A 26,261-nucleotide genomic window follows, 5' to 3' on the forward strand; every position below is an offset into this window, starting at 1 on the left:
CGCGTCGGCAGCGCTTCGGGTGCGCTCCCAGCGGACTTCAGGGGACTTCAGTCGACGCGGGTGTAGGTCACGTCCAGCTGCGCCACCACGCGCTCGCCCACGGACGCCCAGCAGGCGAAGGTGTGGTCCGCGCCGCGCACGAGGGTGCGGTGCGCGCCGAACACCACCGTCTGGCCCGCGTAGGCCAGGCTGTCCGCGGACAGCTTCACGTCCTTGGCCACGAAGCGGGCGCCGGGCGCGCGCTCCAGCGCGCGGCCCAGCGTGGTCGCCATGCGCGTCATGCCGCCCGCGACGACGGCCACCGGCATCACCGGGTGCATGGCGAAGTGGCCCTTGCACAGCTCCGGGGTGACGACGAGCGACGAGCTCATCAGGTCGCCCTCCATGCGGAAGTCCTGGAGGTCCAGCGGCTTGCTGTACGGGTTCTGCCGCAGCTTCGCCCACTCCTCCGGGGTGCGCTGCACGGTGTCCGCGGGGCGCGGCTCGCGGCGCATCTCCTGGCGCGCCTCGCCGAACAGGCGGGTGAAGGCGGCGGCGGACAGCACGTTGTAGTCCACCTCCAGCTTGAACAGCGGCGTGCCGTCCGACGAGGACAAGAGCGTGCGCGCCGTGCAGGTGCGCTTGCCGGTGTACTCCGCCTGCGCCAGCGCCCAGAGCATGTCCGTGGCGCGCTCCTGCGCGGTGGGCTGCAGCCACTGACCGCGCGCCGCGCTGGCCAGGTAGAAGTGCTGCCCGTCCTTGGGCGCCACCAGCGCCGCGCCGCACGAGCCCAGGATGGCCAGGTGCCGGCCCGCCTCGCCCAGGCCCAGCGGCATCGCCTCCGCGTCCGGCGCCATCTGCACCGGCACGCGCGCCACCACCTCACCCGGCAGCACCGTCACGTCCTTCAGCGCGAAGTACGGATCACGCACGCAGATGCGCGGGTACAGCTCCTGGGCGCTCAGCACCGTGTACGGCGCCGCATCCGACAGGGGCATCCGGGGCTCGGCCATCCACGGCATGACGGGCTTCACCGGAGAGATGGCCGGGGACGACACGGGGGCGGGGGCGATGGCCTGGAGCATGGAAGGGCTGACCTCGTTTCAGACGCCGGGTGCCGGGGGACACCTGGCCGCAGGGTAACCAAGTTCTATTACGTCGGGACAGTACTTTTCCCTGCCCCGCGAAAAGATTCTCGATTCATCGACGAAAGTGTTGCTGCCCTGCCGTATTTTTCTATCTGAACCGGAAAAAACGGACGGGGGCGGTGTAATTTGAAGCAGGCAAGCCCCTGCGTAAAGGGCTGTGTGGCAGCCAGTTCCCGACACCCCCGGGTCGGAACAACCCCTCCCTCAAGAGCCCTGCCCATGTATTTTCAGGCGGTTACGAGGCGGAATAAACCTCAAGCCCTGTAAAACACGTGCAACACCAGCCGAGTAGCTTTTCTACTCCCGGGGTGAAGTCCCGGTGCGGCAAGGCTTTGGATTACAGCTCCACCTGACTGCCCAGCTCCACCACGCGGTTGGGCGGAATCCGGAAGTAGGCGGTGGCGCTGCGGGCGTTGCGGCTCATCCAGGTGAAGAGGGCCTCGCGCCAGACGGCCATGCCGGGCTTCTTGGTGGGGATGAGCGTTTCGCGGCCCAGGAAGAAGCTGGTGCCCATGAGCTGGAACTGGAGGCCCTTCTCCCGGCAGCGCTTGAGGATGTCCGGGATGCTGGGGTTCTCCATGAAGCCGTAGCGGGCCACGACGCGCACGAAGCCCTGCTCCAGGGGCTCCACCTCCACCCGCTCCTGGGCCACCACGTGGGGGATCTCCTCCGAGATGATGGTGAGCAGCACCACCTGCTCATGAAGAACCTTGTTGTGCTTGAGGTTGTGCAGGAGCGCGGGCGGGGTGCCTTCCGGGTTGCCCGTCATGAAGATGGCGGTGCCGGGCACACGCACGGGCGGGTGGTCCCCGAAGCTGCCCAACAGGTCCTTGAGGCCCAGGCTGGCCGCGCGCAGCTTGCCGGCGAGGATGTCCCGGCCGCGCTTCCAGGTGGTCATCAGCGTGAAGATGCAGACGGCGAGCAGCAGCGGGAACCAGCCGCCGTCCGCGATCTTCGCCGCGTTGGCGCCGAAGAAGGCCAGGTCCACCAGCATGAAGAGGCTGGCGATGGGCAGGGCCACGGAGCGGCGGACGCCCCAGCGCTCCCGGGCCACCACGTAGGCCAGCACGGTGGTGATGCCCATGGTCGTCGTCACCGCGATGCCGTACGCGGCCGCCAGCCGGCTGGAGGAGCCGAAGCCCAGCACCAGCGCGATGACGCCCACCAGCAGCGCCGCGTTGATGCCGGGCAGGTAGATCTGCCCCATCTCCTCCGCGGACGTGTGCACCACCTCCATGCGCGGGCAGTAGCCCAGCTGCATGGCCTGCCGGGTGGTGGAGAAGGAGCCGGAGATGAGGGCCTGCGACGCGATGACGGCCGCGGCGGTGGACAGGGCCACCAGCGGGTACAGGGCCCAGTCCGGGGCCAGGAGGAAGAAGGGGTTGCGGGCGGCCTCCGCGTGGCGCAGCAAGAGCGCACCCTGGCCCAGGTAGTTGAGCACCAGCGACGGCAGCACCAGCAGGAACCAGGCCCGCCGGATGGGCCCCGCGCCGAAGTGGCCCATGTCCGCGTAGAGCGCCTCGCCGCCCGTCACCACCAGGATGACGGCGCCCAGCACCAGGAAGCCGTGCCACCCGTTGTCCATGAAGAACTGCACGCCGTGCACGGGCGACAACGACCAGAGCACCGCGGGGTTGTGCAGCAGCTCCTTCACGCCCAGCACCGCCAGCACCAGGAACCACACGGTCATCAGGGGACCGAACACCGTGCCGATGCCGCCCGTGCCCTTGCGCTGCACCATGAACAGCAGCAGCAGGATGACGAGCGAGATGGGAATCACGTACGGCTGGAAGACGGGGGTGGCCACGCTCAGGCCCTCCACCGCGCTCATCACGGAGATGGCCGGGGTGATGACGCCGTCGCCGTAGATGAGCGCCGCGCCGAAGAGGCCCAGGGTGATGAGCACGGGCCGCGCGCGGTGTGACTGGCCCCGGGGCCGGTGCATCGCCAGCGCCATCAGCGCGAGGATGCCGCCCTCGCCCCGGTTGTCCGCGCGCATCACGAAGATGATGTACTTCACCGACACGACGATGATGAGCGACCACACGATGAGCGACAGCACGCCCAGGACGTTGGCCGGCGTCGGCGTGACGCCGTGCGCTCCGGTGAAGCATTCGCGCAGCGCGTAGAGCGGACTGGTTCCAATGTCTCCGTAGACGATGCCCAGCGCGCTCAGGGCGAGCATCGCGATGCGTTTGGGAGATTCCGGCCCCTCCGAAGGGGCGGCCGGTGATTCCGAGGGTGCGTTCACGGCCCCCGCTTTAGCCGAACCCGGGCCCGGAGCAACCGGCGCCTTGCCGCTCCTTTGGTTTCCAACCGCCACAGGTGTTCCCATGTACGCGCTTGAGCGCCCTGCCCTCGGGGGTGCCGGGCCGCGGAACGAGGCAGGTGCCCGCCACCAACGCTTCCGGTGGGTGGGTGTCGAGCATCCGCAGAAGTCAGGGATGGCGGGACCTGGGACGCAGAGCGCCGCGAGCGGGGGCATGCTCCCATGGCGGGTGCAACGGGGGGACGTGGCATGACGATGGTCGCAACCAGACTGGGGGAGGCGCGGCAGTACGGGGCGCGGCTTCCGGAGATTGAAGAGCGGCTGGCGCTGCTGGCGGAGGCCTCGCGGGTGCTGGCGGACGCGTCGCTGGAGCCCCCGGCGGTGATGGAGCGGCTGTGCGGGTTGGTGGTGCCCTTGTTGGGCTCCGCGTGCGCGCTGCGGCTGTTGTCGGAGGACGGCTTGTGGCTGCGCACGGTGGCGTCGGCGGCGGCGGTGCCGGAGGCGCGCGTGCGACTGCAGGCGCTGTTCTCCCAGCGGGTGCGCGCGGACGAAGGTGTTGCGGCGGAGGTGCTGGACACGGGCGTGGCGCAGGGGGTGGAGGCGGTGCTGGTGCTGCCGCTGCGGGCTCGGGGGCGCGCGCTGGGGACGCTGACGGTGTGGCGGGAGGCGCCGGAGCCGGCGTCTTTCGATTCAGCGGAGCAGTTGCTGCTCCAGGAGCTGGCGGACCGGGCGGCGCTGGCGCTGGACGTGGCGCGGGCGTACGCGTCCGAGCGGCTGGCGCGGCAGGCGGCGGAGGTGGCGGCGGGAAGGCTCGCGCGGCTGCAGCACGTCACCGCGGAGCTGTCGGAGGCGCTCACCGCGGCGCGCGTGGCGGAGGTGGTGCTGGAGCAGGGATTGGCGGTGGCGGACGCGAAGGCCGGGGCGCTGTGGGGCGTGGCGCCGGACGCGACGAGCGCCTCGCTGCTGCGCTGCGCGGGCTGCACGCCGGACGCGGCGGAGCGGCTGAAGCGGATGCCCCTGGAGGGAGACTCGCCGGTGGCGCGGGTGCTGCGCGAGTCGCGGCCGGTGTGGCTGCCGGCGGAGGACGCGCTGTCTGGGTCGGAGCGGCCAGCGACCTCGTCCGCGTGTCTGCCGCTGGTGGCGGACGGGCGGGTGCTGGGGGCGCTGGTGTTCACCTTCGGCCTGCCGCACGGGTTCGACGACGACGAGCGGGCCTTCCTCCAGCTGGTGGCGCACCACGCGGCGCAGGCGCTGGCGCGGGCGCGGCTGTTGGAGCGCGAGCAGCGGGCGCGGGCGGCGCTTCGCGAAGCGCACGGGACGCTGGAGGCCATCATCCAGGCGAGCCCCACGGCCATCATGCTGCTGGACCCGGACGGCACGGTGCGGCTGTGGAATCCGGCCGCGGAGCGGATGCTGGGGTGGACGGCGGAGGAGGTGCTGGGGAAGGTGTTGCCTGCGGTGCCGCCGGAGCACTGGGAGGCGTTCCGCCAGGGCCTGGAGCGCGCCACGCGGGGCACGGTGCTGGATGGCGCACCGCTGGCGGCGCGGCGGCGCGACGGTGGCGCGGTGCAGGTGGCCATGTGGACGGGGCGCGTGCACCCGGCGAGCGGCCCGCCGCAGTGCCTGAGCGTGATGGTGGACATCACCGAGCGCCAGCGCGGCGAGGCGGCGCAGCGCTTCCTCGCGGAGGCCGGCGGGGTGCTGGCGGGGAGCCTGGAGGAGGAGGAGACGCTGGAGCGCGTGGCGCACCTGGCGGTGCCGCAGTACGCGGAGGCCTGCGGCGTGTTCCTGGAAGACGAATCCGGCGGCGTGCGCTGCGTGGCCACGGCGGGCGTCGAGGACGGAGAGGTGCCGCCCCCGGGGCTCGCGGTGGTGGCGCGGGTCGTCCAGTCCGGGAGGCCGGAGTCACGCTCGGGGCTGTCGGAGGGGGACCCGTCGTACGCGCGGGCGGGCGGGACGTGCGCGTACCTGTGCGTGCCGCTGCGGGTGCGCGGGCACACGCTGGGGGCGCTGACGTTCGTCACGTCGAAGGGGGCGTACGACGCGCACGACCTGGCGCTCGCGCAGGAGCTGGCACGGCGGGCGGCGCTGGCGCTGGACAACGCGAGCCTCTACCGGGACGCGCGCCAGGCCATCCGCCTGCGCGAGGAGTTCCTGTCCATCGCGAGCCATGAGTTGAAGACGCCCATCAGCGCGCTGCAGCTCCAGGTGCAGAGCCTGCTGGCGGGACTGAATCGGTCGGGAGCGGCCTTCGACCCGGAGCGGCTCAAGCGCGGGCTGGAGCGGGTGGACCGGCAGGTGAAGCGGCAGACGCTGCTGGTGAACGACCTGCTGGACGTGTCTCGCTTGAGCGCGGGGAAGCTGGAGCTGGTGCTGGAGCCCCTGGAGCTGGGGGCGCTGGTGCGCGAGGTGGCCGAGCGCTTCGAACAGGAGTACGCGCGCTCGGGCACTCCGCTGGAGCTGTCGCTGGCGCCGGAGGTGCTGGGGCAGTGGGACCGGCTGCGGTTGGATCAGGTCTTCACCAACCTGTTCTCCAACGCGCTGAAGTACGGGCGGGGCAACCCGGTGCACGTGTCGCTGGAGGCGGAGGACGACCGGGCCCGGCTGCGGGTGAAGGATGGCGGCATCGGCATCGCGAAGGAGCACCTGCCGCGCCTGTTCCACCGCTTCGAGCGCGCGGTGTCCGAGCGCAACTACGGCGGCTTCGGGCTGGGGTTGTGGATCGCCCGCCAGATCGTGGAGGCGATGGGCGGCCACATTGAGGTTGAGAGCGTCCTGGGCGAGGGCTCCACGTTCATCGTGGAGCTGCCGCGAAGCTAGCGATGGAAGGCGGGGAGGCCTTCCGCGATGAAGCCGCAGCCGCGCTGGGACTCGCGGCGGTGGAGGACGTGGCAGCGCTCGGGGGTGGAGCAGTCGGTGTCGTGGGTGCAGGGCTGGAAGCAGTAGCCGCTGACCTCATCGCAGGTGAGGCCCAGGCCGCATGGAGTCTTGTCATCACAGCGGGTGCGGCACTCGAAGGCCTCGGTTTCGAGGGTGGGCTCGGCGAAGCCGCGCAGGCAGTCCTGGTTCGCGGCGCAGGGCGAGGCGTCCAGGCAGGCGGGGCCCACGAAGGGGCGGCAGATGGGCACTTCGCCCGGGTAGTCCGTCTCGCAGCGTTCGCCCTGCGGACAGGCGCGGTCGCGGCAGCTGGGGACGCAGGCGCCGCGGACGCGGTAGGGATTGGGGGCGCACTCGGTGCCGGTGGCGCAGGCGTTTGCGTCGTGAACGTCGCACGGTGGGCCGCAGAACTCATGGACGCAGAGGAGCCCCGGAGCGCAGCGGCCCTCCAGCTCCCGTGAGTACCCGGTGCAGCGCTCTCCCGCGCGCAGCTTTCCCTGCGGCACGCAGCGCCGGAGGACCTGGCCCGAGGCGGAGGTGTCCACGGGGTGGCAGGTGTCGGACGAGGTGCAGTCCGATGCGTCGTCGCAGAAGCGGTGCAGGGGCTGGCAGTGGCGGAAGCCGAAGTCCGGGTGATGCGCGCACACGGTGTCGGCGGGGCACGCGTCGTCCGAGTCGCAGCGGTCCTCGCAGGTGAGGGAGCCCTGGGTATCCGCGTGGCAGTTGGAAGGGACGTTCGACAGGCGGATGCCGGTGCTCAGCACGACGACGTCAGGAGGTTCGCTCCCTTCGCTGTCCGGGTCGTCGCTGGATTCGAGATGCAGGCGGACGGGCTCGTCCGACAGGTCCGCCTGCGCGGTGAGGTCCGGTCCGGGCCACGCGAGCCACACGCCCGTGCCCACGGCGGTCACGAGCGCGGTGAAGGCGATGAGGAGGCAGAGCTTGCGTGGAGTCACAGGTCGAGCACCTGCTGCATCCAGCGCTGGCTTTCCTCGTCCCGGGTCACGAGTCCGTCGAAGCGGCCCGCGCACATCATCTCCACGAGGGCCGTGTCCTGTGCGACGAGCCCCGCCGCCGCGAAGGGGAACGTCGTGGTCGAGCATCTGCCCGGGACGAAGTCAGGTTCCCCCGGAAGCAGCTCCATGAACCGGGCAAGCTGGTTGAACAGCTGGTCCACGCTGGAGGCCACCGGCACCACCAGCAGTTCCTCCTGCATGTCGAGGTAGAGCACTGGCTGGACTCCGCGAGCATCCGCCAGCCCTGGAACGACGCCGTAGTAGTAGGCGAGGCTCGAAACCTGTCCGAAGAGAACGCATGAAGGGAATGGAGTCTGTCCCCTGCCCCGCAGCCATGCGTTCACCTCCAGGACTCCATCCGGGCCGGCGCCAGGACGATACAGCTCGATGTCTCCCAGAGTGGCTCGGCCCGCCCGCGAATAGAGTCCGGCGAGTATGGGATCGATTGGCGCACCCAACAGCGTTGAACCAGGACGAGGGGCATCGGCCGAGGGGGGCTCCACGCTGACCTGAAAGCCCAAGCGATGGCAGGCCTCCACCAGCCTCGTCCATCCGCTCCCCTCCGTATCCAGTCCCGCCAAGCGAACGCGCCTCCTGAAACGCCAGGACCTACAACCCCAGCACGGCCGCGACTTCCTTCAGCGCGGCCTTCTCCGCGGAGGCAAGTGCAGCTCCTGACTTCGACGGATCGTACAGGACGTGAAACCACCGTCCGAAGTGGTTGTGCGTGATGTGAGCGATTTCCTCCACCTCCCTGGCGGAGACGCTCTTCGTGTTCGTCCGCACGAACGTCCAGACCGAGTTGACGCTCGAATGGACCTCCCGCGCCATGCCCACCAGGTTCTCCGCCGCGTTGACACCGCGGGTGGGAAACAGATGGGCATGCTCGATGGGCACCAGATGGTGCACCTGATACGTCCCCAGGAGGTCCTTCCCCAAGGCTTGTGCCAACTGGGGCCGGTGCACCTCGAAGTACTCCTGTCGAGCCCACTCCCTGAGCTTGTCCTTCGAGTACTTGTCCGTGATGGGCCTTCGGAGTTGGTGTTCCATCCCCTTCAGCAATGACTGGAGCTCGGCCTGCTCCCCGGCCTTGAGCGCCACCAACCCCTCTGCCTCCACCTTCATCCAGATGCGCTGGAGGGCTTCGCGCTCGGCGGGCGGCGTGCGGATCAACACCGTGCGGAACCACTGTGCAGCCTTCGCCCCGCCCCTGCCCAGCACCGAGACCACCGTGGGCGCGACGGCCTCCATCGCCCCGAGCGCGCCCTTCGCGATGAAGCCTCCCACGTACCAGTACGCGAGCTGCTCGAAGGACCACACTCCCGCGAGGCGCGCACTGTCCTTCACCTCCTCACGCCAGTGCCGGAGGATGTCCTCCTGCATCGCCCGGTACTCCCTGGCGATGTCCTGCATCTCCTCCGGAGGCGCGGCGGGCTCGAGCGTCGTCGCCGCCACCACCCTCCAGCGCGGCTCGGCTTCACCGCGCACGTGCCTTCCCTCCAGCTCCACTTCGACGCTGCGGCTTCCCACCGCGTTCGCGAAGGGCAACAGCGCCTGCACCACCGGCATGCGCAGGTCCGCGCTGCCGGGCGCGGTCCTCCGGCTCGAACCCTCCTGGACCTCGAAGACGCCCAGCTCCACCGCTGGATGCAATCGCAGTCCTTCGAACTGGAGCCTTGCCCGCTCATGCACCCGGCCCTCCCAGGGCACGCGAGACGCGGGCAGCAGCTGCCGGGCCACCGTCAGCGCATCCGACACCAGGGGCCCGGATGCTCCCGGTAGGGACTCAGGCACCGTTCGCGTATGGACCGAGACCGGCCCGCGGACCGTCTCCAGGTCGAAGCGCCAGCGCTCCAACCCGCGCTCCAGCGTGAAGCGCAGACGCCGTGGCTTCACGCCCACCAGCGTGGACAGGCTCCGCGTCAGCTCGCGGGAGAACCCGCTCCACTCCACGGTCGCACCGGCGCCCTGACCCGTCGCCGTGCGCCGGAAGGACAACAACGTCAGCGCACCGCCGTGCACCTGGTAGTCGAAGGTCCACGCCTCGCCCGGAGCTCCGCGCGCACCCGCGACCTCCCAGAGTTCACGCACCACCCGGGCCGCTTCCGCCTGCCGGGCGCGCTCACCGCCCACGGGCGCAGCGCGCTCCAACGCTCCCTCTCGCGTGAACCCAAGGCCCTCGCGTTCGACCAGGGTGTCGTCACCCATCGCCTCTTCGAACGACTCCCGCTCGAAGGAGCCATCACTCGCGCACGCGGCCAGCGCGAACACCCACAGGAGCCCCAACACCGGCGGCATCCGGTGCCAGGCCCCCTCTCCACGGGAAACGGAACGCGTCATCGCGTCCCGAGCCTATGGGGAAACTACAGCGCCAGGAGCAGCAGCGACGCCTGCTCCGCGGGCGAGGCCGCGAGGAAGGCGTCCGGCAGCGTGATGACCGTGGGCGGCATGAACGAACGGTCACAGCTGCGCTTCCCCTCGTAGGTGCGCCCCTCCTCCTTCGCCTTCAGCCGGTACGTGCAGTCGCGCACGTACACCGTCAGCTCCTGCGGCGACAGCGTCAGGTTGACGGGGCGCCCGTAGAAGCCGCCCTTCGCCTTCACCGCGTCGCCTTCCTTCTTCACCTCCAGGTTCACCACCGAGGTCCCGATGTTGCCCTTCACCTTCTCGTCCTCCAGCTTCAGCGTCACCGGGGCGTCCGCCACGCGGCCTCGCAGCTCGCCTGGAAGACGGGACACCTGGAACTCGGGCCCCGTGACGTTGTCCGGCGTCATCCGCAGGTTGAACTGCGTCCGCGCGACGCTGAAGGCGATCTGGTCCTGCTCCGAGGACGCCCACGCTCCGCCCATCCCCGCGAGTACCGCCAACATCCCCACACCCCGACGCAATGACTGGCTGTTGCGCTTCATGGATAGGACTCCCCTCGCTGACATGGACAATGTGTAACGTCCCCGGGGCGGCGACATATCGGCCGCGCCCGGGTTCCTCCGAAGTGGGGGCTACTTTCCGCCCGCTGCCCCGCTCCCCTGCCCTGCCGCCGGGCCCTGCAGGTGCTTTTCGAAGAACATCAGCGCCGTCGTCTGGGCCATGTCCCGGTTGGTCTTCTTCTGGAACCCGTGCCCCTCGTCCGTGGCCAGCAGGTACCAGACGTCCGAGCCCTTCTTGCGCACCGCCTGGACGATCTGCTCCGCCTCCGACTGCGGCACGCGCGGGTCGTTGGCCCCCTGCTGCACGAAGAGCGCCGCGCGAATCTTGTCCACCGACCCCAGTGGGGAGATGCGCTCCTGCACCTTGCGCACCGCCGGGTCGCGCTCGTCGCCGTACTCCGCGCGCCGCAAGTCCCGCCGGTACGCCTGCGTGTTCTGCAGGAACGACGGCAGCGACGAGATGCCCACCACGTCCACCGCCGCCTTGATGCGGTCCGGGAAGAACGCCGCCGTCGCCAGCGTCATGTAGCCGCCGTAGGAGCCGCCGTAGATGCCCACCCGCGCCGCGTCCAGCTCCGGCCGGGAGGCGACGAAGTCCAGCGTGGCCCCGATGTCCGCCAGGCTCGCCTCGCGCTTCACGCCGTCATCCATGGCGCGGTACGCCTTGCCATACCCTTCCGAGCCGCGCACGTTGGGCAGCAGCACCGCCATGCCCAGCTCCGTCACCATCAGCTGCGTCTGCGCGCTGAAGATGGGCTGGCTCTGTCCCTCCGGGCCGCCGTGGAACATCACCACCACCGGCACCTTCCCCTTCGCGTTCTTCGGCAGGTACAGGAACGCCGGCACCTTCACGCCGTCCGTGGACGGGTAGCGCACCAGCTCCGGCTCCACGAACGTCTCCGGATCCAACCCGCCCACCTCCGAGCGCGTCCAGCGCGTGGTCTTCTTCGTGCCCAGGTCCACCGTGAAGATGTCCAGCGGCACGCGCGCCGACGTCAGCGAGAACGCCACGCGGTCCGACCGTTTGGCCGGGAAGCGGACCTGCGAAATCACCCCGCGCGGCGTCTCCACCGGCGACAGCGCCTGCGTGCGCGTGTCCAGCAGGTACAGCCGGCCGAAGCCCTCCTCGTTGATGGCCACCGCCAGCTTGCGCCCGTCCGGAGACAGCTCCAGGTCCTGCACGTTCCAGCGCACCGACTTCGTCAGCGACGGCGGCGCGGCCGGAGGCGCGCCCGTGAGCGGCAACCGGTACACCTCCGCGAAGTCGCTGTAGCGGTCCGTGGCCACGTACACGCCCTGCCCGTCGTGCGTGAAGACGGCGGCGTCCACGCTGCCCTTGCCCTCCTTGGGCGTGAGCTGCGTGCGCGTGTTCGTCTTCACGTCCACCACGCTCAGGTCCGCGTCGTCCGCCGCGCGGAACTGGCGCACCAGCAGCTTGGAGCCGTCCTGGGAGAACTCCAGCGGCGCCCAGCTGCCCTCCACCTCCGTCACCCGCTTCGCCTGCTTGGGGTCCGCCGTGGGCGCCACGTACACGTCTGTGTCCTTGCCGTTGCGCCCCGTGCCCGCGTACGCGAGCCAGCGCCCGTCCTTCGACACCACCAGCTCTTCATGCCGGCTCTTGCCGTCCGTCAGCAACTCCGAGCGGCCCGTGCGCCGGTCCAGCTTGAGCACCTGGTAGAACTCTCCGCCGCCCGTGTCCTGCAGGTAGAAGATGATCTGCGGGTTGCCCGGCAGGAAGCGCGCCCGGTTGATGGGCTCCTTCGTGAAGGTGAGCTGCGTGCGCGAGCCCAGCGGCATCTCCACCAGGTGCAACTGGTTGACGTCCGCGAAGCGCGTGGAGATGAGCACCTGCTGGCCATCCCCGCTCACGTCCAGGAGCTGCGCGGAGCGGGACTCCAGGTACTGCTGCACACGCTGGGAGAGCGCGGGCGGCACCGGCGGCACGCCGCTCACCCACAGGTTGGGCAGGCCGGGCAGCGGGGCGATGCCGGGGACGGCGGATGGTGCCTTCGCGGCGGCGGCCGGCGCGGGGGGCGTCTTCGACGGCGCCGGCGCGGGCGTCTGCGCCGTGAGCAGGGACACGATGAGCGGAAGGGACGCGAGGTTCATGGTGCCGCCGACCCTACCAGCGCCGTCGTGTTCCCCGGCATCCACGCGCGCCATTCCTTTCTCCTCGCGCGATGATGCGTTTTGAACAGGGGATGGCCCGGGCCAGGTGATGCACCGCGGCGGCCGGGCGACCGTGACGGCGTGGACGGTGATCGCACTCCGCGTCTCCACGAAAGCCCCCGCGACCGTGATGCCCGGGACTTGCGACGTGCGCCGGTGCACAACGTCGCGGGCGGACAGTGGCCCTTGCGTGGGGGTTCGCCCGCGTGGGGGTGATGCCCACCCTTACCCCTGTCGACATCGGTGCCGAGCCGCGTCCGCGGCCCGCCGAGGAGGGGGACTTCGACATGGCCTGGATGCGGGGGAAGACACTGCTCGTCGTCGCGCTCACGTCGCTGGGGGTGTTCGCGCCCGCGTGCGGCGGCGGCTCGGCGGAGGACTCCGACGCGCCGCCCACCCAGGACGGGCCGGTGCTCGTCCCGCCCACCCAGGCGCAGCTGCGCATCGTGCAGGCCGCGCCGGGCGCTCCCGCGATGGACATCTACCTCGCCGGTGACCCCACGCCCGTGGCCCGGGCCGTGGCCTATGGCGCCACCACGCCCTACCTCACGCGCGACGCGGGCGCCGCCACCGTGGAGCTGCGGCCCACGGGTTCGGCGGCGAGCTCCACGCCTGTCGTGTCCCAGCCGGTGGGCATGGAGGCCGGGACGCGCTGGACGGTGGTGGCCGCGGGGGCCTTCGGCGCCTCGGACTCCGGCGCGGCGATGCGCACGATGCTCCTGCGTGACAACACCGTGCCCGCCGACGGCGGCCAGACGCGCGTGCGCATCGTCAACGCCGGCACGGACGCGCCGACGGTGGACGTGGACCTGGGCAATGACGGCTCGGTGGAGGTGGGGGCGCTCGCGCGCTTCAAGGACTCTGGAGAAGCGGCGCTGGTGCTTCCCTCTGGTGCCGCGTTCCAGGTGGGCCTCCGCACGGGTGGCCAGGCCCTGACGTCCTTCACCGTGCCCGCGCCCGGCTCCGGCACCGACACGCTCATCGTCGCCACCGGTCTCATGTCCGCCCCCGCGCGCGCGGGTGACGGCTTCTCGCTGCTCACCGCGGGCCGGGACGGCACGCTGGCCATCCTCCGGCAGAACCCCACGGTGTACGTGCTGCACGCGTCGCCGGACGCGCCCGCGCTGGACCTCTTCGACAGGGACAACGAGCTGACCGGGGGCCTCGCGTACGGCGCGCTGTCCTCGCCGCTCCAGGTGCCTCCAGGCGCGTACACGCTGGACTTCTTCGCCGCCGCGTCCGGGACGGAGCGTCCCACGAGCGCGCCGGTGGTGACGGCGACGACGCCCACGCTCGTCCCGGGCGAGCGCTACCTGATGGTCGCCGCGGGCTATCTCGTGCCGCCCCGGCCGGCCGCGTCTCCCTTCACGCTGCTGCCCCTCACGGACCGCTTCGCGAGCGACCCGTCCAACCTGCGCCTGCGCTGGGTGCACGCGGCCGCGGACACGCCCGCCGTGGACGTCGGCCCGCTGGGCTCGGAGCGCCGCGTGCTGCCGGACGCGCCCTTCCTCGATGTGCCCTTCGCCTCCGCCACCGCGCAGGACGGCCTGCCGCTGCCCTCCGGTGGCACCGTCACGCTGGGCGTGGTGCCGTCCAACGACGCCAACCGCGCGCCGCGCACGAGCTTCTCCGTGACGCCCCAGCCGGACACGCGCGTCTTCGCCGTCGCCACCGACACGCCCGGCGCCGCGCCCGGCAGCTGGGACCTCCAGCTATTGTGGGTGGACACCTCCCGCACGCCGTGGACCGTGAGCACGCGGGCGCATGGGCCCTGACGTCAGAAGGCCCAGCCCACGTTGAGCACGATGCGCTGGGTGAGGTTCCACGTATTCTGGTGGACCGGCACCTCGACCACTCCCCCCTGCTCGGTCGGGCGCACGGAGACATAGGAGCGCGCTTCGCGGCGGGCCCCCAGCCCCACGCCGCCCTGCACCGTGAAGCCGGGCTCCAGAACCACGCTGTATCCCACGACCGCCGCTCCCCCCACGGTCCAGAAGTCCGTACGGTTGTTGTCGTATGGCCCCGCATCCTCGGGAAGCCTCACGGTCGAGCCGGAGATGAGCCCCAAGCCCACCTCCAGGCGCGGTGACAGCCACAGCCCCTGGGGCGCCTGTCCCGTCAGGTAGAAGCGCACCGATGGCGCCAGGCCGAACTGGTGGTACTTCTGGTCGAAGCCTTCCAACCCGTAGGGCTGGAGCTCCTCGAACCGCGACCGCTGCTGGGAGAAGGACGCGAACACGCCCAGCCCCACGGAGAAGCGCTCCCCCATCACGCGCTCCCCTTCGAGCGACACCTCGGAGATTTGATTCTGGATGGGAACGGACACCGTCACCACGTTGCGCCGCTCCACCGGGAACGACCCCGTGGTGACGCCCTGCTCCGCGAACGCCACCGCCGACACGAACATCAGCGACACACCCAGCTTCCACTGCGTCGAGACCATGTGATGAACCCCCGTCATGAAGCCGGACCCCCAAGGTCCGCCATGCTGGGGGACGCCCATCGCAATCGATGTGCCACCCTGCTCGCAGAGGGAGCGGCACGACGGTGACGTCTGACATCGTGACAACGTGTCCCCGCTGCGCGGAGACACGCGTGTCACCGTGTCATGTCATCGCGTCACGGAGGCGTGAGCTTCGCCTGGGCCTGCTCACGGCGCAGTTGGAGCACGCGCACGTCCGGATCCACGAGCAGCCGCTCCGGTTCGAACTCCGAGCGCAGCGTCACCTGCACCGCCTCGCCCGCGCCGGGCTCCACGCGCGTCACGGCCCCCGCGGCACCCAGGGGCGTGTTGGACTCCCCGGCCTTCGTCACCGTCACCTCCACTGGCATGCGGCCCGCGCCCACGTTCGTCACCGTCGCCGTGGTCACCCACTGGCCGCCGGACTTCGTCACGCGCGCGTCGCTGACGCGGTACTCGGGCACCACGACCTCGAAGAAGGCCTGCCGGGTGAACCTGTCGAACGCTTCGGGAGACGGCGCGAACGGGCGCATCACCGCGATGAAGTCCTGCAGCACCGGATGGTCGGCGTTGTTCATGTATTGCTTCAGGAAGACCTGGAGCCCCGCGCGCATCGCGTCGCGGCCCATCAGGTCCTCCAGCATCCAGAACGTCCAGCCGCCCTTCTCATAGAGGACCACCGTGTCGCCGTCGCGCGAGCCGTCCAGCTTCACCAGCGGCTGCTCCGCGTCCACGCGCCGGTCCTTGCCGTAGCGCTCCTCCATGCGCTTCGCGGTCTGCCGGCGCGCCTCCTGCCCGTCGAGCTGCTCGATGAGCTTCAGCGATGAGTAGTGCGACATGCCCTCTGACAGCACGTTGCCGCCGGGCCCCTTGCCGGGGATGAGCAGGTCGCCCCACCACTGATGCGCGGCCTCGTGCGCGGTGACGAGCAGCACCGCGTTCGACTCCGGCGTCGTCCGCGTGAGGAACCCGATGGACTCCGAGAACGTGATGTTCGTGGGGAAGCCCTGCGCGTAGTTGTCCAGGCCGGCGAACTCGGACAGCTTCAGCTCCGCCCATGGGAACGGGTGGAACCACTCCGAGTAGTACCGGCGCGCGGCCTCCAGCCCCCGCATCATCTCCGGCACGTTGTAGCCGTGCGCGGGGGCGTGGAACACCACCGAGCCCGCGCCGTCCACGCGGGTCCACCTCCCCGCGATGACGTTGAAGAAGCTCACCGGGTGGTCGCTCCGCCACACGGTGGTGCGCCGGCCGTCCTTCACCGTGTCGCTTTCGCGCACGCCCACGGAGTTGAGCGTGTAGGCCTCCGGGCCGCTCACGCGGATCCGGAAGGGGAACGGCATGTTGCTGCCCCAGGCGGCCTCCGTGGGCCCTTCGTAGAAGTCGTCCGCGTACACGCGCGGCTCGTAGCGGTTCTCCTTCGGGTCGATGCCGCGCTCCTCCTCGTAGCCCACCACCGGCGCGAACGTGGGCGTCTCGCTGGTGAGCACCACGCCGGACGGGAGGATGAACTCCCTGAACGCGCCGCCCTCGCGGGACACGCCATCCGGCACGTGGCCCGCATACTGGAAGCCCACTGTCACCTTCGCTCCGGGCGGCAGCGGCGGGGACGGCGTGAAGACATACAGCCCGGCGCGGTCCTCCGGCGTCACGTCCTGGCCGTCCAGCGTCCAGCGCACGTCCGTCCAGCCATCGCCGCCGCTCAAGGCGAAGCGAGGCAGCGCCACGGTGTGCCGGTTCAGCAGCGTGTACGTGCCCTTCATGCGGAAGGCGCTCGACTCCGGCTCCAGGTCCACGTCCAGGTCCACGTCCGCCAGCATGGGCTGCGGCGCGTCCTTCCACGTCGCCAGGTTCTTCTGCCAGTACTCCTTCGCGCGCTTCTTCGCCGCCGCGCCCTGGTGGCCCTGCCCCACGAGGATGCCCAGCCACACCAGCGCCACCACCGGCACCGCCAGGTACGGCGCCAGCCGCCACAGCCCGCGCGCGAGGCCCGAAGGCTTCAATCCCTCCAGCGTCGTCACCGAGTCGCGGACGCGGCGGCCGTCCAGGAGCACCGCCAGCGCGGTGAAGAAGACGGCCGCGCCCAGCGCTGCCACGCGGTTGAGCACCAGCGCGGCGCGATCCACCTGGAAGGCGCCCAGGTCGGTCCACCGCACTGCGTCCCACAACGGCCAGTTCGTCACCCAGGTGAGGTCGCCGCGCACGGCGAGGTAGCCGGTGAGGCCCAGCGCGGACAGGGCCAGCGCGTAGGTGCCGAAGCGGCCTCCCGTCACCGCGCGCGCGGCCAGGATGAAGCCCGTCCACAGGAGGAAGGTGGGGAACAGCAACAGCCCCCACACGAGCACGTACGGCGTCAGCGACAGCGGCACCTTGCCCTGCGACACCTGCACCAGCGTGCCCGCGAGCGACATGGCCGCGAGCAGCGCCACCGCGACGAGGCTGTTCGCCAGCGCCTTGCCCAGCAGCACCGACAGCGTGCGCACCGGGGTCGCGTCGTGGATGGGCGCGAAGCCGGAGGCCTGCTCACGCTCCAGCGACTCCACCACGTAGAACATCAACAACAGACACACGAGCACCGACGCCTGCCCCATCGTGCGCACCGCGAAGCGGCCGGGCACCAGCAGCAGGCTCGTGTCGAAGGGACCTATCGCCGTGGCGCCCTGCGACACCACGTGCAACATCAGGAGCGGCAGGAACAGGTAGAGCCCCGGCTGAGACAACAGGCCCCGCCCCTCCGCGCGCGTCACCGTCCACAGCCCCGTCCAGAAGCCCGGCGGACGGACAACCATGCGCAGCGCGGACAGCGGTGCCTCCGCGTGCGACAGCGCCACCTGCGTGGGCGGCGCGTCGATGACCACACCCTTGCGAGGGGTCTTCGTGCGCACCTCGCCCCGGAGCGCACGGCGGAAGTGGCGTTCGCTCCAGGCCACCGCGCCCAGGCCCAGGGCCATGAGCACGAAGCGGCTGGTGACAAAGAGGGCGTCCAGCCCCACGGGCTGCGTGTTGTAGAAGTCCACGCCCCGGTCCACCTTGATCCACGTCTCCGTGAGCCACCGGAAGCCACCGGGATCCAGCGCCATCAGGAACCGGTTCACGCGCGGGTCCAGCCAGCCGGGGGACCAATCCCAGAGGAAGAACGCGCTGAGGAAGAACAGCCCCACCGGCAGGAAGTACACCGGCACCGCGCGGCGCGTGCGCTCGCCCGTGGCGAAGGCCGCGCCCGCCATGAAGACGATGAGCGGCAGGCCGAACCACACCGCGCCGCCCACGTAGTTCCCGAACGCGAAGGGCCCGCGGAACTCCGCGTCCGCGCCCGCCGGCACGACGTGGTGGAAGAAGACGAGCAGCCCCATCATCCACCCGAGCGCCAGCACGTACGCGCCCAGCACGCCCGCGAACTTGCCCCACACGTACTCCGAGGGCGTCAGCGGCGTGGTGTGCAACAGCGACTGCACGCGGGCCTCGTCGTCGGAGATGACGGACATGCCCGCGCCCACGGACACGAAGAAGGTGAACAGCAAGAAGGAGAGCAGCAGCACCGTCTGCGCGACGGCGAAGGCGCTGGTGATCCACGCCTTCTTGCCGCCCACCTCCGTGCTGCCCGCGGCGATGGTGACGTTGCCGGAGGACACGCCCCACACCAGCAACACCAGCAGCACGAGCAGCACCCAGAACAAGGGGCGCCGTGTCTGGTGCCGCCACTCGGTGCGCGCCACGCGCCAGAGCCGGGCCGCGTTCACGCGCCCACCGCCGGGGCGGATGCGGACACCGGCGCCGGGGCCTTGGGCTCGGGCGCGTCCTTCATCAGGAGGAGGTAGGCGTCCTCCAGCGTGGGCGGCGTGCGCTCGAAGCCGGGGGGCACGGGCGTGCCCGGGGTGGCGTGGATGCGCACGCGGTTCTTGCCCTCGAAGAGCACGGCCTGGGTGACGCGGTGGGCCTGCTGGAAGGCGGCCATGTCGGCCGGGGGGACGGTGCCCTCGAAGAGGGTGTCTTGGAGGGCGGCCTTCGCCTCGGTGGGGCTGGTGATGGCCATCACGCGGCCGTGGCGGATGACGGCGAAGCGAGGACAGAGCATGGCCACGTCCTCCACGATGTGCGTGGACAGGAGCACCGTGCGCTCGTGGGCCACCTCCGCGAGCAGCCGGTAGAAGCGCTGGCGCTCCTCGGGGTCCAGGCCCGCGGTGGGTTCATCCACGATGAGGAGCTTCGGGTCGCCGGCCAGGGCCTGCGCGATGCCCAGCCGCTGCCGCATGCCGCCGGAGTACTCCTTCACCTTGCGCTTCGCCGCGAACGTGAGGTTCACGCGCTCCAGCAGCTGGGCGCACAGGGCCTTCAGCCCTTGCGGCGCGGTGACGCCCTTGAGCTCCAGCAGGTAGCACAGCATGTCCTGCCCGGAGAGGTACGGGTAGAAACCGAACTCCTGCGGCAGGTAGCCCAGGTGCGGGCGCAGCGCCTCCGGGTGGCGCACGAGGTCCAGGCCGTCGAGCGTCACCTCGCCGGAGGTCGGCTCCAGCAGGCCAGAGAGGATTTTCATCAGCGTGGACTTGCCCGCGCCGTTGGGCCCGAGCAGCCCGAACATCCCCTTGGGGACGTCCAGGTCCACGCCACGAAGGGCCGTCACCGGGCCCGGATACACTTTCACCAGGTTGCGCAGGCTGAGCATGTGGCCCGTTCTACGCCGAAGCCCGGGGCTCCATTTCCAGCTTCGAGCACGAAAGGGCGTACCGCGCGTCCACGAATGCCCTCGCGCGGTGTGCTAGACAGCCAGGGCATGAACCTTCGACCTGTCTGCTTTTCCCTCGTGGTGGGCGCCTTCGCCATCCTGGGCTGCTCGGGTCCAACCTATCTTCACGGCAAGGCCCTGGAGCAGAACGAGTACCGGGGCTACGGCGAGTACCTGCCCGAGCGCGACCGCGAGGTGCTGGCCCAGGCGGCGGCGGTGAAGGACGCGGCGTCGGTCATCTTCCTGCAGGAGACGTTGCCGGAGGGCATCGAGATGACCTCCCACATGCTCCAGGTGAAGGACGGGTATTCGCACCAGTTGCTGGGCAAGCTGGCCTTCAGCCGGGGGCGGGTGGACTCCAAGCAGGACCTCATCGCGCACGTGAGGAAGGTGGCGCTGGCGGCGGGGGGCGATGCGGCCGTCGGCCTCTTCCTGCTCACGCCGGCCAACGACTACACCCAGGCGCAGGCGGTGGAGGCGGTCATCCTCAAGCTGGACCCGCGCGTGCGCGCGAAGCTGCGTCCGGACGAAGCGACGGTGAAAGGCTCGTCGGTTTCCCCCGGCATTGAACTGCTCTGAGCAGGTCGCCTGGAGCGAGGGAACCCGAGGCGGGCTGTCCCAGGGAATGCGCAATGGACCGCCAGAGACGAGCCACCCACCGTCTCAGGCGGCCGTGAATCCCGCCCCCCTCCTCAAGCTCCGCCACACCTGTTTGTCCATGGGCGCGAGTGGGTGATGGTTCGGATTGAAGGCCGCCATCCGGAGGCGAAGCGTCCCAACTTGTCCGACAGTCGGGCAGGTCGCCCAAGGCCACTCCCGGCAAGTTCGTCCCGATGTCGGGCTCCACGGGAGGGGCCTCCTCAGGGAAGCAGGGAGCAATCCCAAGCACTTGGAGGTCCCCAGCGGCTGACGCGACGCCGTCGAGGTCGCGTCCCTCGCCCAAGGGCTGTGCCTCCAGCGCCTCCTCCTGCCCGATGACTTGCGTGGACTCGCCGAGACGGCACTCCTGGGCGCAAGGCCGTGCCTCCGGCGCACCGTCCCGCGCGGTGGCTGACATAGAGGCGCGGAGAAGGTCCTCCTGGGAGCATGGGGCCTCTGGAGACACAGGCTTCGTGGGGACGGGAGCGAAAGCATTCAGCACGAGCTCATCGCGAGCCTTCAGCAGTGCCGGCAGCTCGTGCTGAAGTGCCTGCACGTCGCGCTCGTGCAGAATCGCTGTCACGCGAACGGCCCATGCGCGCAGCGCCTCTCCGCCCATGAGCGGCAGCAACTGGGCTGCGCCTCCCAGGAATGCCCGCTGCAGGGACTGAACGAGGAGCACGTGCCCGGGACGCGCCGCCACCCGCGCTGCCTGCCGTAGCAACTCGAATTCCACCTGGGCGCAGGTTGCACCTGACTCCCAGCGCGCCGCGTCCTGCAACTGGAAGCACGTGCTCCCCAGTCGGTCCAGGTCGAGGTCCGAGGCCCTCGCGCAGCAATCGGCCAGAAGCTCCACCAGCACCTGCCGCTTGAGGCTGAAGTAGCCCTCCAAGAGCCACCGGGCATCCGGGTTGCTCGCGTCATGCAGCGCCAGGCCCAGGTTCTCCAGCGTCAGCGACTCATCCAGCGCCACCGCGCGCGTCTTGCGTCCGGAGCGCTGCACCACCAGGCCCCTCGCCGCCAGCCGTCGCAGCGCCTCACGGATGGTGCCCCGGCATACCTCATAGCGACGCGCCAGCTTCGCTTCCGAACCAAACTGCCCGCTCGGGTGCAGCCGCCCCAGCGCGATATCGCGCTCGATTTGCGCCTCCACATAGGCCACGAGTCCTCCCCGTCCCATCCCCATCCCTCCTCGTCCCAGCATCGCCATCCAACCACAGGGGTCTGACATGGACGTGCGGCCCCCCTCATTCTCATTGCCAGCCAGGAGGACGCCCTCCGGGCCCGGTCGGCGAAAAACCTGTCCGACTGTCGGACAAGTTCGCGGGCCCCATGCGGCGAAAACCTGTCCGACTGTCGGACAAGTTCGCGGGCCCCATGCGGCGAAAACCTGTCCGACTGTCGGACAGGTTTCTGGCCTGTGCGCCCGGAGGGGGCCTCCGCCAGTGGACCGCCCTACCGTCCGCGCACGCACAACGCCGCGGCCGACAGCGAACTCCGCCAGGGACGCAAGCCCGGCCTCATGTGGCTCGAACTTGTCCGACTGTCGGACAGGTTTCTGGGCTGCGCGCCCGACAGGGGGCCTCTTCGTGGATCCACCTTGCCGTCCGCGCATGCACGACGTCACGCCCCACCGCGGAACTCCGACAGGGGCGCAAGCCCGGCTTCATGTGGCTCGAACTTGGCTGACTGTCGGACGGGTTTTGAGAATGCATTCCCGGCCCTCTTCGTGGATCCCCCCTGCCGTCCGCGTATGCACGACGTCTCGACCCACCGCGGAACTCCGACGGGGGCGCAAGCCCGGCTTCATGTGGCTCGAACTTGTCCGACTGTCGGACAGGTTTCTGGGCTGCGTGCTCGGCAGGGGCCCACTCCGTGGCCCCAACTTGTCGTCCGCGCGCCCGCGACTCTCGCCCCACCGCGAACTCCGCCAGGAAGCAAGCTCGGCTTCATGTGGCTCGAACTTGTCCGACTGTCGGACAGGTTTTGAGCATGCGTTCCCGGCGGGGAGGCCCTGTCCGGGGCACCGCCTTCTTCGCCCGCGCACGCATGACGTCGCGGGCTGAGGCTGAGCTCCACCGGGCGCGCGGCCTCGGCTTCGTGTGGCTCGAACTTGTCCGACTGTCGGACAGGTTTCTGAGCCGCGCGCCCGGCGGGCGGCCCTGCCCGGTGGCCCCGCGTTTCGGCTGCTCAAAGCCTGCCGCCGCGGTCCATCGCGGAGCTCGTACGGTGCGCGTCCTCTCGAAGGACTTCCGGCCGTGGGTGGGGTTGAAACACTTCTGGTGACCTGACTCGCGCCGCGAGTCTCCGCAGCCACCGGGCAGGTCCATGGCCCCGGGCCCGATTGAGGAGCGCGCTCGGGGCTGCGAGACTCGCGGCCCTCATGGTTTCTTCCCTGCAGCAACTGCATGCACTCACCGGGCTGCGGTTCCTCGCGACCGCGCACGTCGTCGCCTACCACGTGTATCACCTGGTCTTCACCGGCACGGAGGCGCCGCCGGGGCTGCATGGGCTGCTCGGCAGTGGGTACGTGAGCATCGGCTTCTTCTTCGTCCTGTCGGGCTTCATCCTTGGCTACAACTACCTGGAGCGGCCGCCGGACACGTACGAGGCGCGCAAGGCGTTCTGGGTGGCCCGCTTCGCGCGCATCTATCCTGTCTATGTGTTGGGCCTGGCGCTCGACGCGCCCTCGTACCTCAAGGGGCTGCGCGACACGTGGGCGGTGGACCCCTCGAGGGGGCTGCAGCACGCGGAGGCGCTGGTGGTCACGCCGCTGCTGCTCCAGAGCTGGACGCCGTGGACCGCGATGGCGTGGAACGGCTCGGGCTGGTCGCTGGCGGTGGAGGCGTTCTTCTACGCCGCCTTCCCCTTCCTGGCCGGCAGGCTGGGCCTGCTGGGGCCGAAGGCGCTCGCGGTGGGCGCGGTGGTGGCGTACGGCGCCGCACTGGTGTTCCCGGCGCTCTACATGGCGGCGGATCCGGACCACACCGGAGGCACGGCGTCCGCGTACCACTCCGGCCCGTGGATGTTGGCGCTGCGCTTCAATCCGTTGGCGCGGCTGCCGGAGTTCATCCTGGGCATCCTCGCGGCGCGCTTCTTCCTGCTGCGGTCCGGAGCGGCGCAGCGCTCGCGTCCGGTGGCGCTGGCGGTGGTGTGCGGGGGAGTCATCGCGGCGCTCGCGGGGAGCACCGCGCTGCCCTTCCCACTGCTGCACAACGGGCTGCTGGCGCCGGTGTTCGCGGCGCTGATCATCCTGATGTCGTGGAGCCAGGGAGCCATGGCGCGGGTGCTGGCTTCACGGCCGCTGCGCCTGCTGGGTGAGGCGAGCTATGCGCTCTTCCTCCTGCACATGCCGGTGCTGTTCGCCTGGAAGTCCGTGCTCAAGCGGCTGGGTGAGCCGCCCACGTCCGCCTGGGCGGTGGTGGCGTTCGTCGTGGGCTCGGTGGGATTGAGCGTGCTCACGCATGCGCGCGTGGAGAAGCCCGCCCGGGCATGGATCCGCGACCGGTGGACGCGGCGAGGCATGGAGCAACCCGCGACGGGCCTCCAGCCCCGGGCGTGAAGGCCTACGCGCTCTTCGCCTGGGACCGGCGGCGCGTGCCGCGCTTCACGGGCCCCAGCTGCGCGAGCACCCGGCCGATCTCCACCAACTCCACGGGCTTGACCAGGTGCAGGTCGAAGCCCGCCTCCTCGCTGCGGGCCCGGTCCTCCGGCGTCCCATAACCCGTGAGCGCGATGAGGTGCGCGTCCGACGCCACGCGCCCGCGCAGCTCTTGCGCCACCTGATAGCCGTCCAGACCCGGCAGGCCGATGTCCAGGATGATGACGTCGTAGGTGCCAGGGGTCGCCATGGAGAGCGCCTCCGGGCCGTCCGAGGCGACCGCGACGGTGTGGCCCCACAGCTGGAGCATCTCGCGCAGGCCCTCGCGCGCGTCGGGGTTGTCGTCGACCAGCAGGATGCGCCACTCGCCCCGGCGGGACTCGATACGCTCCACGGTGGCCTCGGGCCTCGCGCCGTCCATGAGCAGCGGCAGCGTGATGGTGAAGGTGCTGCCCTGGCCCGGCCCCTCGCTGAAGACCTCCACCCGGCCACCGTGTTCGGTCACGAGGTGGCGCACCAGCGTCAAGCCAATGCCCAGTCCGCCCCGGCTCCGCGCGAGGCCCGCGTCCAGCTGCGCGAAGAGCTCGAAGATGTGCTCCTGGTCCTCCGGCCGCAGGCCGATGCCGGTGTCCTGCACGGAGACGCGCACGCGGGAGTCCCCGGCCATGTGGGCGCCCACGGTGACGATGCCGCCCTCGGGTGAGTACTTGGCGGCGTTGTCGAGCAGGTTGGTGAAGACCTGCTCCAGGCGCGTCCGGTCGCCGTCCACCCAGCAGGGCCCGGTGGGGAAGGCTTCTCGCAGGATGAGCCCGCGCTCCTCCATCACGGGCCGCGCGGCGGCGAGCGAGTGCTGCAACACGGTGTTGAGGTCCAGCCGGCCGCGGCGCAGGGCGTACTTGCCGCGCGTGATGCGGCTGACGTCGAGCAGGTCGTCCACCAGGTGGCGCAGGTGGCTCACCTGCCGCTCGATGATGTCGCGGCGGCGCGCGTCGGCTTCGGACAGGCCGTTCGAGTCCTTCTGTCCGAGCATCTGCACCGCGACGGAGATGGCGGCCAGCGGGTTGCGCAGCTCGTGGGCGAGCATGGCGAGGAATTCGTCCTTCTTGCGGTCGGCCTCCTCCAGGCGGGCGGCGTTCGCCAGGGCCTCGCGCTCCACGCGCCGCAGGCGCAGGACGCTGTTGACGGTGGCGATGAGCTCTTCGGGGTCGAACGGCTGGGTGAGGTAGACGTCCGCGCCGGCGCGCAGGCCCACGACCTTCTTCTCCGCGGTGATGAAGGTGGCGGAGGTGTGGATGATGGAGATCTCGCGGGTGCGAGGGTCCTCCTTCAGGAGCCGGCACACGTCGTAGCCGCTCATGTCCGGAAGCTTCACGTCGAGCACGATGACGTCGGGGCGCGAATCGAAGGCGACCCTCAGTGCTTCCCCCCCGGTGACCGCCTCCAGCATGTGGTAGCCCGCCTGGCGCAGCGAGAAGGTCCCCAGATAGAGGCTCGCGGGCGTGTCGTTGACGTGGAGGACGGTGGCGTTGGCGGTAGCGAGCACGGGCGACATTCCCAGGGAGGAGCCGGCCCGACTTCTACCGCGCGCCAGGAGCACAAGCGATCCGGCATCACGCCGCGTTCCGCCCATTCGCGCACCACGCGTCACGGGAGGACCGGGAGTGTTGGGACCGCGACAGCGCGCGTGAACCACGGCACTCCCGCCCTGCCGTCGCTTCAGCGCCTCAAGGCTCCGTCCACACCGCCAGCTCATTGCCCGCGGGGTCGGTGAAGTGGAAGCGCTTGCCGCCGGGGAAGGAGAACGTGTCCTTCACGATGCGCCCTCCGGCCTCGCGCACCTTCGCCAGCGTCGCGTCCAGGTCCTTCGAATACAGCACCAACAACGCGCCGCCCTTCGACGCCTCCCGCTCCTTGTCGAAGCCTCCGTTCAGCCGCCCGTCCATGAAGCTCGTGTAGTCCGGGCCGTAGTCCTCGAACCTCCAGCCGAACACGGCGCCGTAGAAGCGCTTCGCCTCCGCGATGTCCTTCGCGGGAAGCTCGATGTAGTCGATGCGGTGGTGCTGCTCGGCCTGCTGCGGTGCGGTGGACATGGTGTGCCTCCTCGAAGTGGGAACACCCCCACCTTAGGCACCCGCCGCCTCCGGCGATTGGACGAATCCGACCTCCGCCTGCTCGCGCACGTACGCCCCCGGCGTCAGCCCCGTCAGCGCCCGGAATTCCCGCACCTGGTGCGCCTGGTCGTAGTACCCCGCCGCCAGCGCCCACTCCGCGCCCTCCAGCTCCCGCGACAGCTCCACCGCGTGCTGCATCCTCGCGATGCGGCACAACACCTTCGGCGACAGCCCCACCGCCGCATGGAAACGCCGCTCCACCTGCCGCGCCCCCACCCCCATCACCCCCTCCAGCGAACGCACCGGCACCTGCCCCTTTGCTCCCAGGATGAGGTCCACTG

The 26,261-nt window shown here is 70.4% G+C and carries 18 protein-coding genes; 4 read left to right on the top strand and 14 right to left on the bottom strand.

Annotated features, from left to right (window positions below; translation table 11 throughout):
• Nucleotides 1-47 precede the first annotated feature (47 nt).
• Complete coding sequence (locus D7Y21_RS07230) at nt 48-1,064, bottom strand: hypothetical protein (RefSeq protein ID WP_121712112.1); 1,017 nt, start codon at nt 1,062-1,064, stop codon at nt 48-50.
• A gap of 400 nt (nt 1,065-1,464) precedes the next feature.
• Nucleotides 1,465-3,462: a potassium transporter Kup gene (locus D7Y21_RS07235; RefSeq protein ID WP_370038251.1), complete on the bottom strand. Its 1,998-nt coding sequence runs from the start codon at nt 3,460-3,462 to the stop codon at nt 1,465-1,467.
• A 183-nt stretch (nt 3,463-3,645) separates the two neighbouring features.
• Here D7Y21_RS07235 and D7Y21_RS07240 point away from each other — a divergent pair, with 183 nt between their 5' ends.
• The gene (locus tag D7Y21_RS07240) at nt 3,646-6,216 is read left to right on the top strand and encodes a GAF domain-containing protein (RefSeq protein WP_121712114.1); all 2,571 of its coding nucleotides are present in this window, start codon (nt 3,646-3,648) and stop codon (nt 6,214-6,216) included.
• Here D7Y21_RS07240 and D7Y21_RS07245 read toward each other — a convergent pair.
• The 5 genes from D7Y21_RS07245 to D7Y21_RS07265 form a co-directional block, all read right to left on the bottom strand.
• Complete coding sequence (locus D7Y21_RS07245; protein WP_121712117.1) at nt 6,213-7,229, bottom strand: hypothetical protein; 1,017 nt, start codon at nt 7,227-7,229, stop codon at nt 6,213-6,215. The genes D7Y21_RS07240 and D7Y21_RS07245 overlap by 4 nt on opposite strands.
• Nucleotides 7,226-7,633: a hypothetical protein gene (locus D7Y21_RS07250; RefSeq protein ID WP_147469203.1), complete on the bottom strand. Its 408-nt coding sequence runs from the start codon at nt 7,631-7,633 to the stop codon at nt 7,226-7,228. Before D7Y21_RS07250 ends, D7Y21_RS07245 begins: the two co-directional genes overlap by 4 nt.
• A 265-nt stretch (nt 7,634-7,898) precedes the next feature.
• Entirely contained in the window at nt 7,899-9,629 is a 1,731-nt protein-coding gene (locus D7Y21_RS07255) for a hypothetical protein (RefSeq protein ID WP_147469204.1), read from the bottom strand.
• A 23-nt stretch (nt 9,630-9,652) separates the two neighbouring features.
• The gene (locus D7Y21_RS07260; RefSeq protein ID WP_120560782.1) at nt 9,653-10,198 is read right to left on the bottom strand and encodes a hypothetical protein; all 546 of its coding nucleotides are present in this window, start codon (nt 10,196-10,198) and stop codon (nt 9,653-9,655) included.
• 90 nt (nt 10,199-10,288) lie between these two features.
• The gene (locus D7Y21_RS07265; protein ID WP_199735375.1) at nt 10,289-12,325 is read right to left on the bottom strand and encodes an alpha/beta fold hydrolase; all 2,037 of its coding nucleotides are present in this window, start codon (nt 12,323-12,325) and stop codon (nt 10,289-10,291) included.
• Nucleotides 12,326-12,672: 347 nt separating this feature from the next.
• On the opposite strand from D7Y21_RS07265, the gene D7Y21_RS07270 reads away from it, so the two are divergent.
• A complete protein-coding gene (locus D7Y21_RS07270) occupies nt 12,673-14,160 on the top strand; it encodes a DUF4397 domain-containing protein (protein WP_158627247.1) in 1,488 nt (495 codons plus the stop codon).
• Between the two features lie 2 nt (nt 14,161-14,162).
• Here D7Y21_RS07270 and D7Y21_RS07275 read toward each other — a convergent pair whose 3' ends face one another.
• The 3 genes from D7Y21_RS07275 to D7Y21_RS07285 form a co-directional block, all read right to left on the bottom strand.
• Nucleotides 14,163-14,828 carry a DUF3575 domain-containing protein gene (locus D7Y21_RS07275; RefSeq protein WP_120560780.1) on the bottom strand — a complete coding sequence of 222 codons (666 nt, stop codon included), beginning with the start codon at nt 14,826-14,828 and terminating at the stop codon, nt 14,163-14,165.
• 176 nt (nt 14,829-15,004) lie between these two features.
• Nucleotides 15,005-18,586 carry a M1 family aminopeptidase gene (locus tag D7Y21_RS07280; RefSeq protein WP_121712124.1) on the bottom strand — a complete coding sequence of 1,194 codons (3,582 nt, stop codon included), beginning with the start codon at nt 18,584-18,586 and terminating at the stop codon, nt 15,005-15,007.
• The gene (locus D7Y21_RS07285; RefSeq protein WP_121712126.1) at nt 18,583-19,509 is read right to left on the bottom strand and encodes an ABC transporter ATP-binding protein; all 927 of its coding nucleotides are present in this window, start codon (nt 19,507-19,509) and stop codon (nt 18,583-18,585) included. The genes D7Y21_RS07280 and D7Y21_RS07285 overlap by 4 nt, the downstream gene beginning before the upstream one ends.
• A gap of 108 nt (nt 19,510-19,617) precedes the next feature.
• Here D7Y21_RS07285 and D7Y21_RS07290 point away from each other — a divergent pair, with 108 nt between their 5' ends.
• On the top strand, nt 19,618-20,148 hold the full coding sequence (locus D7Y21_RS07290) for a hypothetical protein (protein ID WP_147443050.1): 531 nt from the start codon (nt 19,618-19,620) through the stop codon (nt 20,146-20,148).
• Here the strand turns inward: D7Y21_RS07290 and D7Y21_RS07295 are convergent.
• On the bottom strand, nt 20,057-21,394 hold the full coding sequence (locus tag D7Y21_RS07295) for a FadR/GntR family transcriptional regulator (protein WP_199735376.1): 1,338 nt from the start codon (nt 21,392-21,394) through the stop codon (nt 20,057-20,059). The genes D7Y21_RS07290 and D7Y21_RS07295 overlap by 92 nt on opposite strands.
• A 1,197-nt stretch (nt 21,395-22,591) precedes the next feature.
• Between D7Y21_RS07295 and D7Y21_RS07300 the strand changes: the two genes are divergently transcribed.
• Nucleotides 22,592-23,770, top strand: a complete 1,179-nt coding sequence (locus D7Y21_RS07300) for an acyltransferase (protein ID WP_121712128.1) — start codon at nt 22,592-22,594, stop codon at nt 23,768-23,770.
• A gap of 4 nt (nt 23,771-23,774) precedes the next feature.
• On the opposite strand, the gene D7Y21_RS07305 is transcribed toward D7Y21_RS07300, so the two are convergent.
• The 3 genes from D7Y21_RS07305 to D7Y21_RS07315 all read right to left on the bottom strand — a co-directional run.
• Nucleotides 23,775-25,352: a response regulator gene (locus D7Y21_RS07305; RefSeq protein ID WP_121712136.1), complete on the bottom strand. Its 1,578-nt coding sequence runs from the start codon at nt 25,350-25,352 to the stop codon at nt 23,775-23,777.
• Between the two features lie 181 nt (nt 25,353-25,533).
• Entirely contained in the window at nt 25,534-25,899 is a 366-nt protein-coding gene (locus D7Y21_RS07310) for a VOC family protein (RefSeq protein ID WP_120568370.1), read from the bottom strand.
• A 33-nt stretch (nt 25,900-25,932) separates the two neighbouring features.
• Nucleotides 25,933-26,261: helix-turn-helix domain-containing protein (locus D7Y21_RS07315; RefSeq protein WP_147469206.1), on the bottom strand; the 329-nt coding region annotated here is incomplete at its 5' end.

Origin of the sequence: Corallococcus sp. AB045, from assembly GCF_003668895.1 — a bacterium.
GTDB lineage: Bacteria > Myxococcota > Myxococcia > Myxococcales > Myxococcaceae > Corallococcus > Corallococcus coralloides.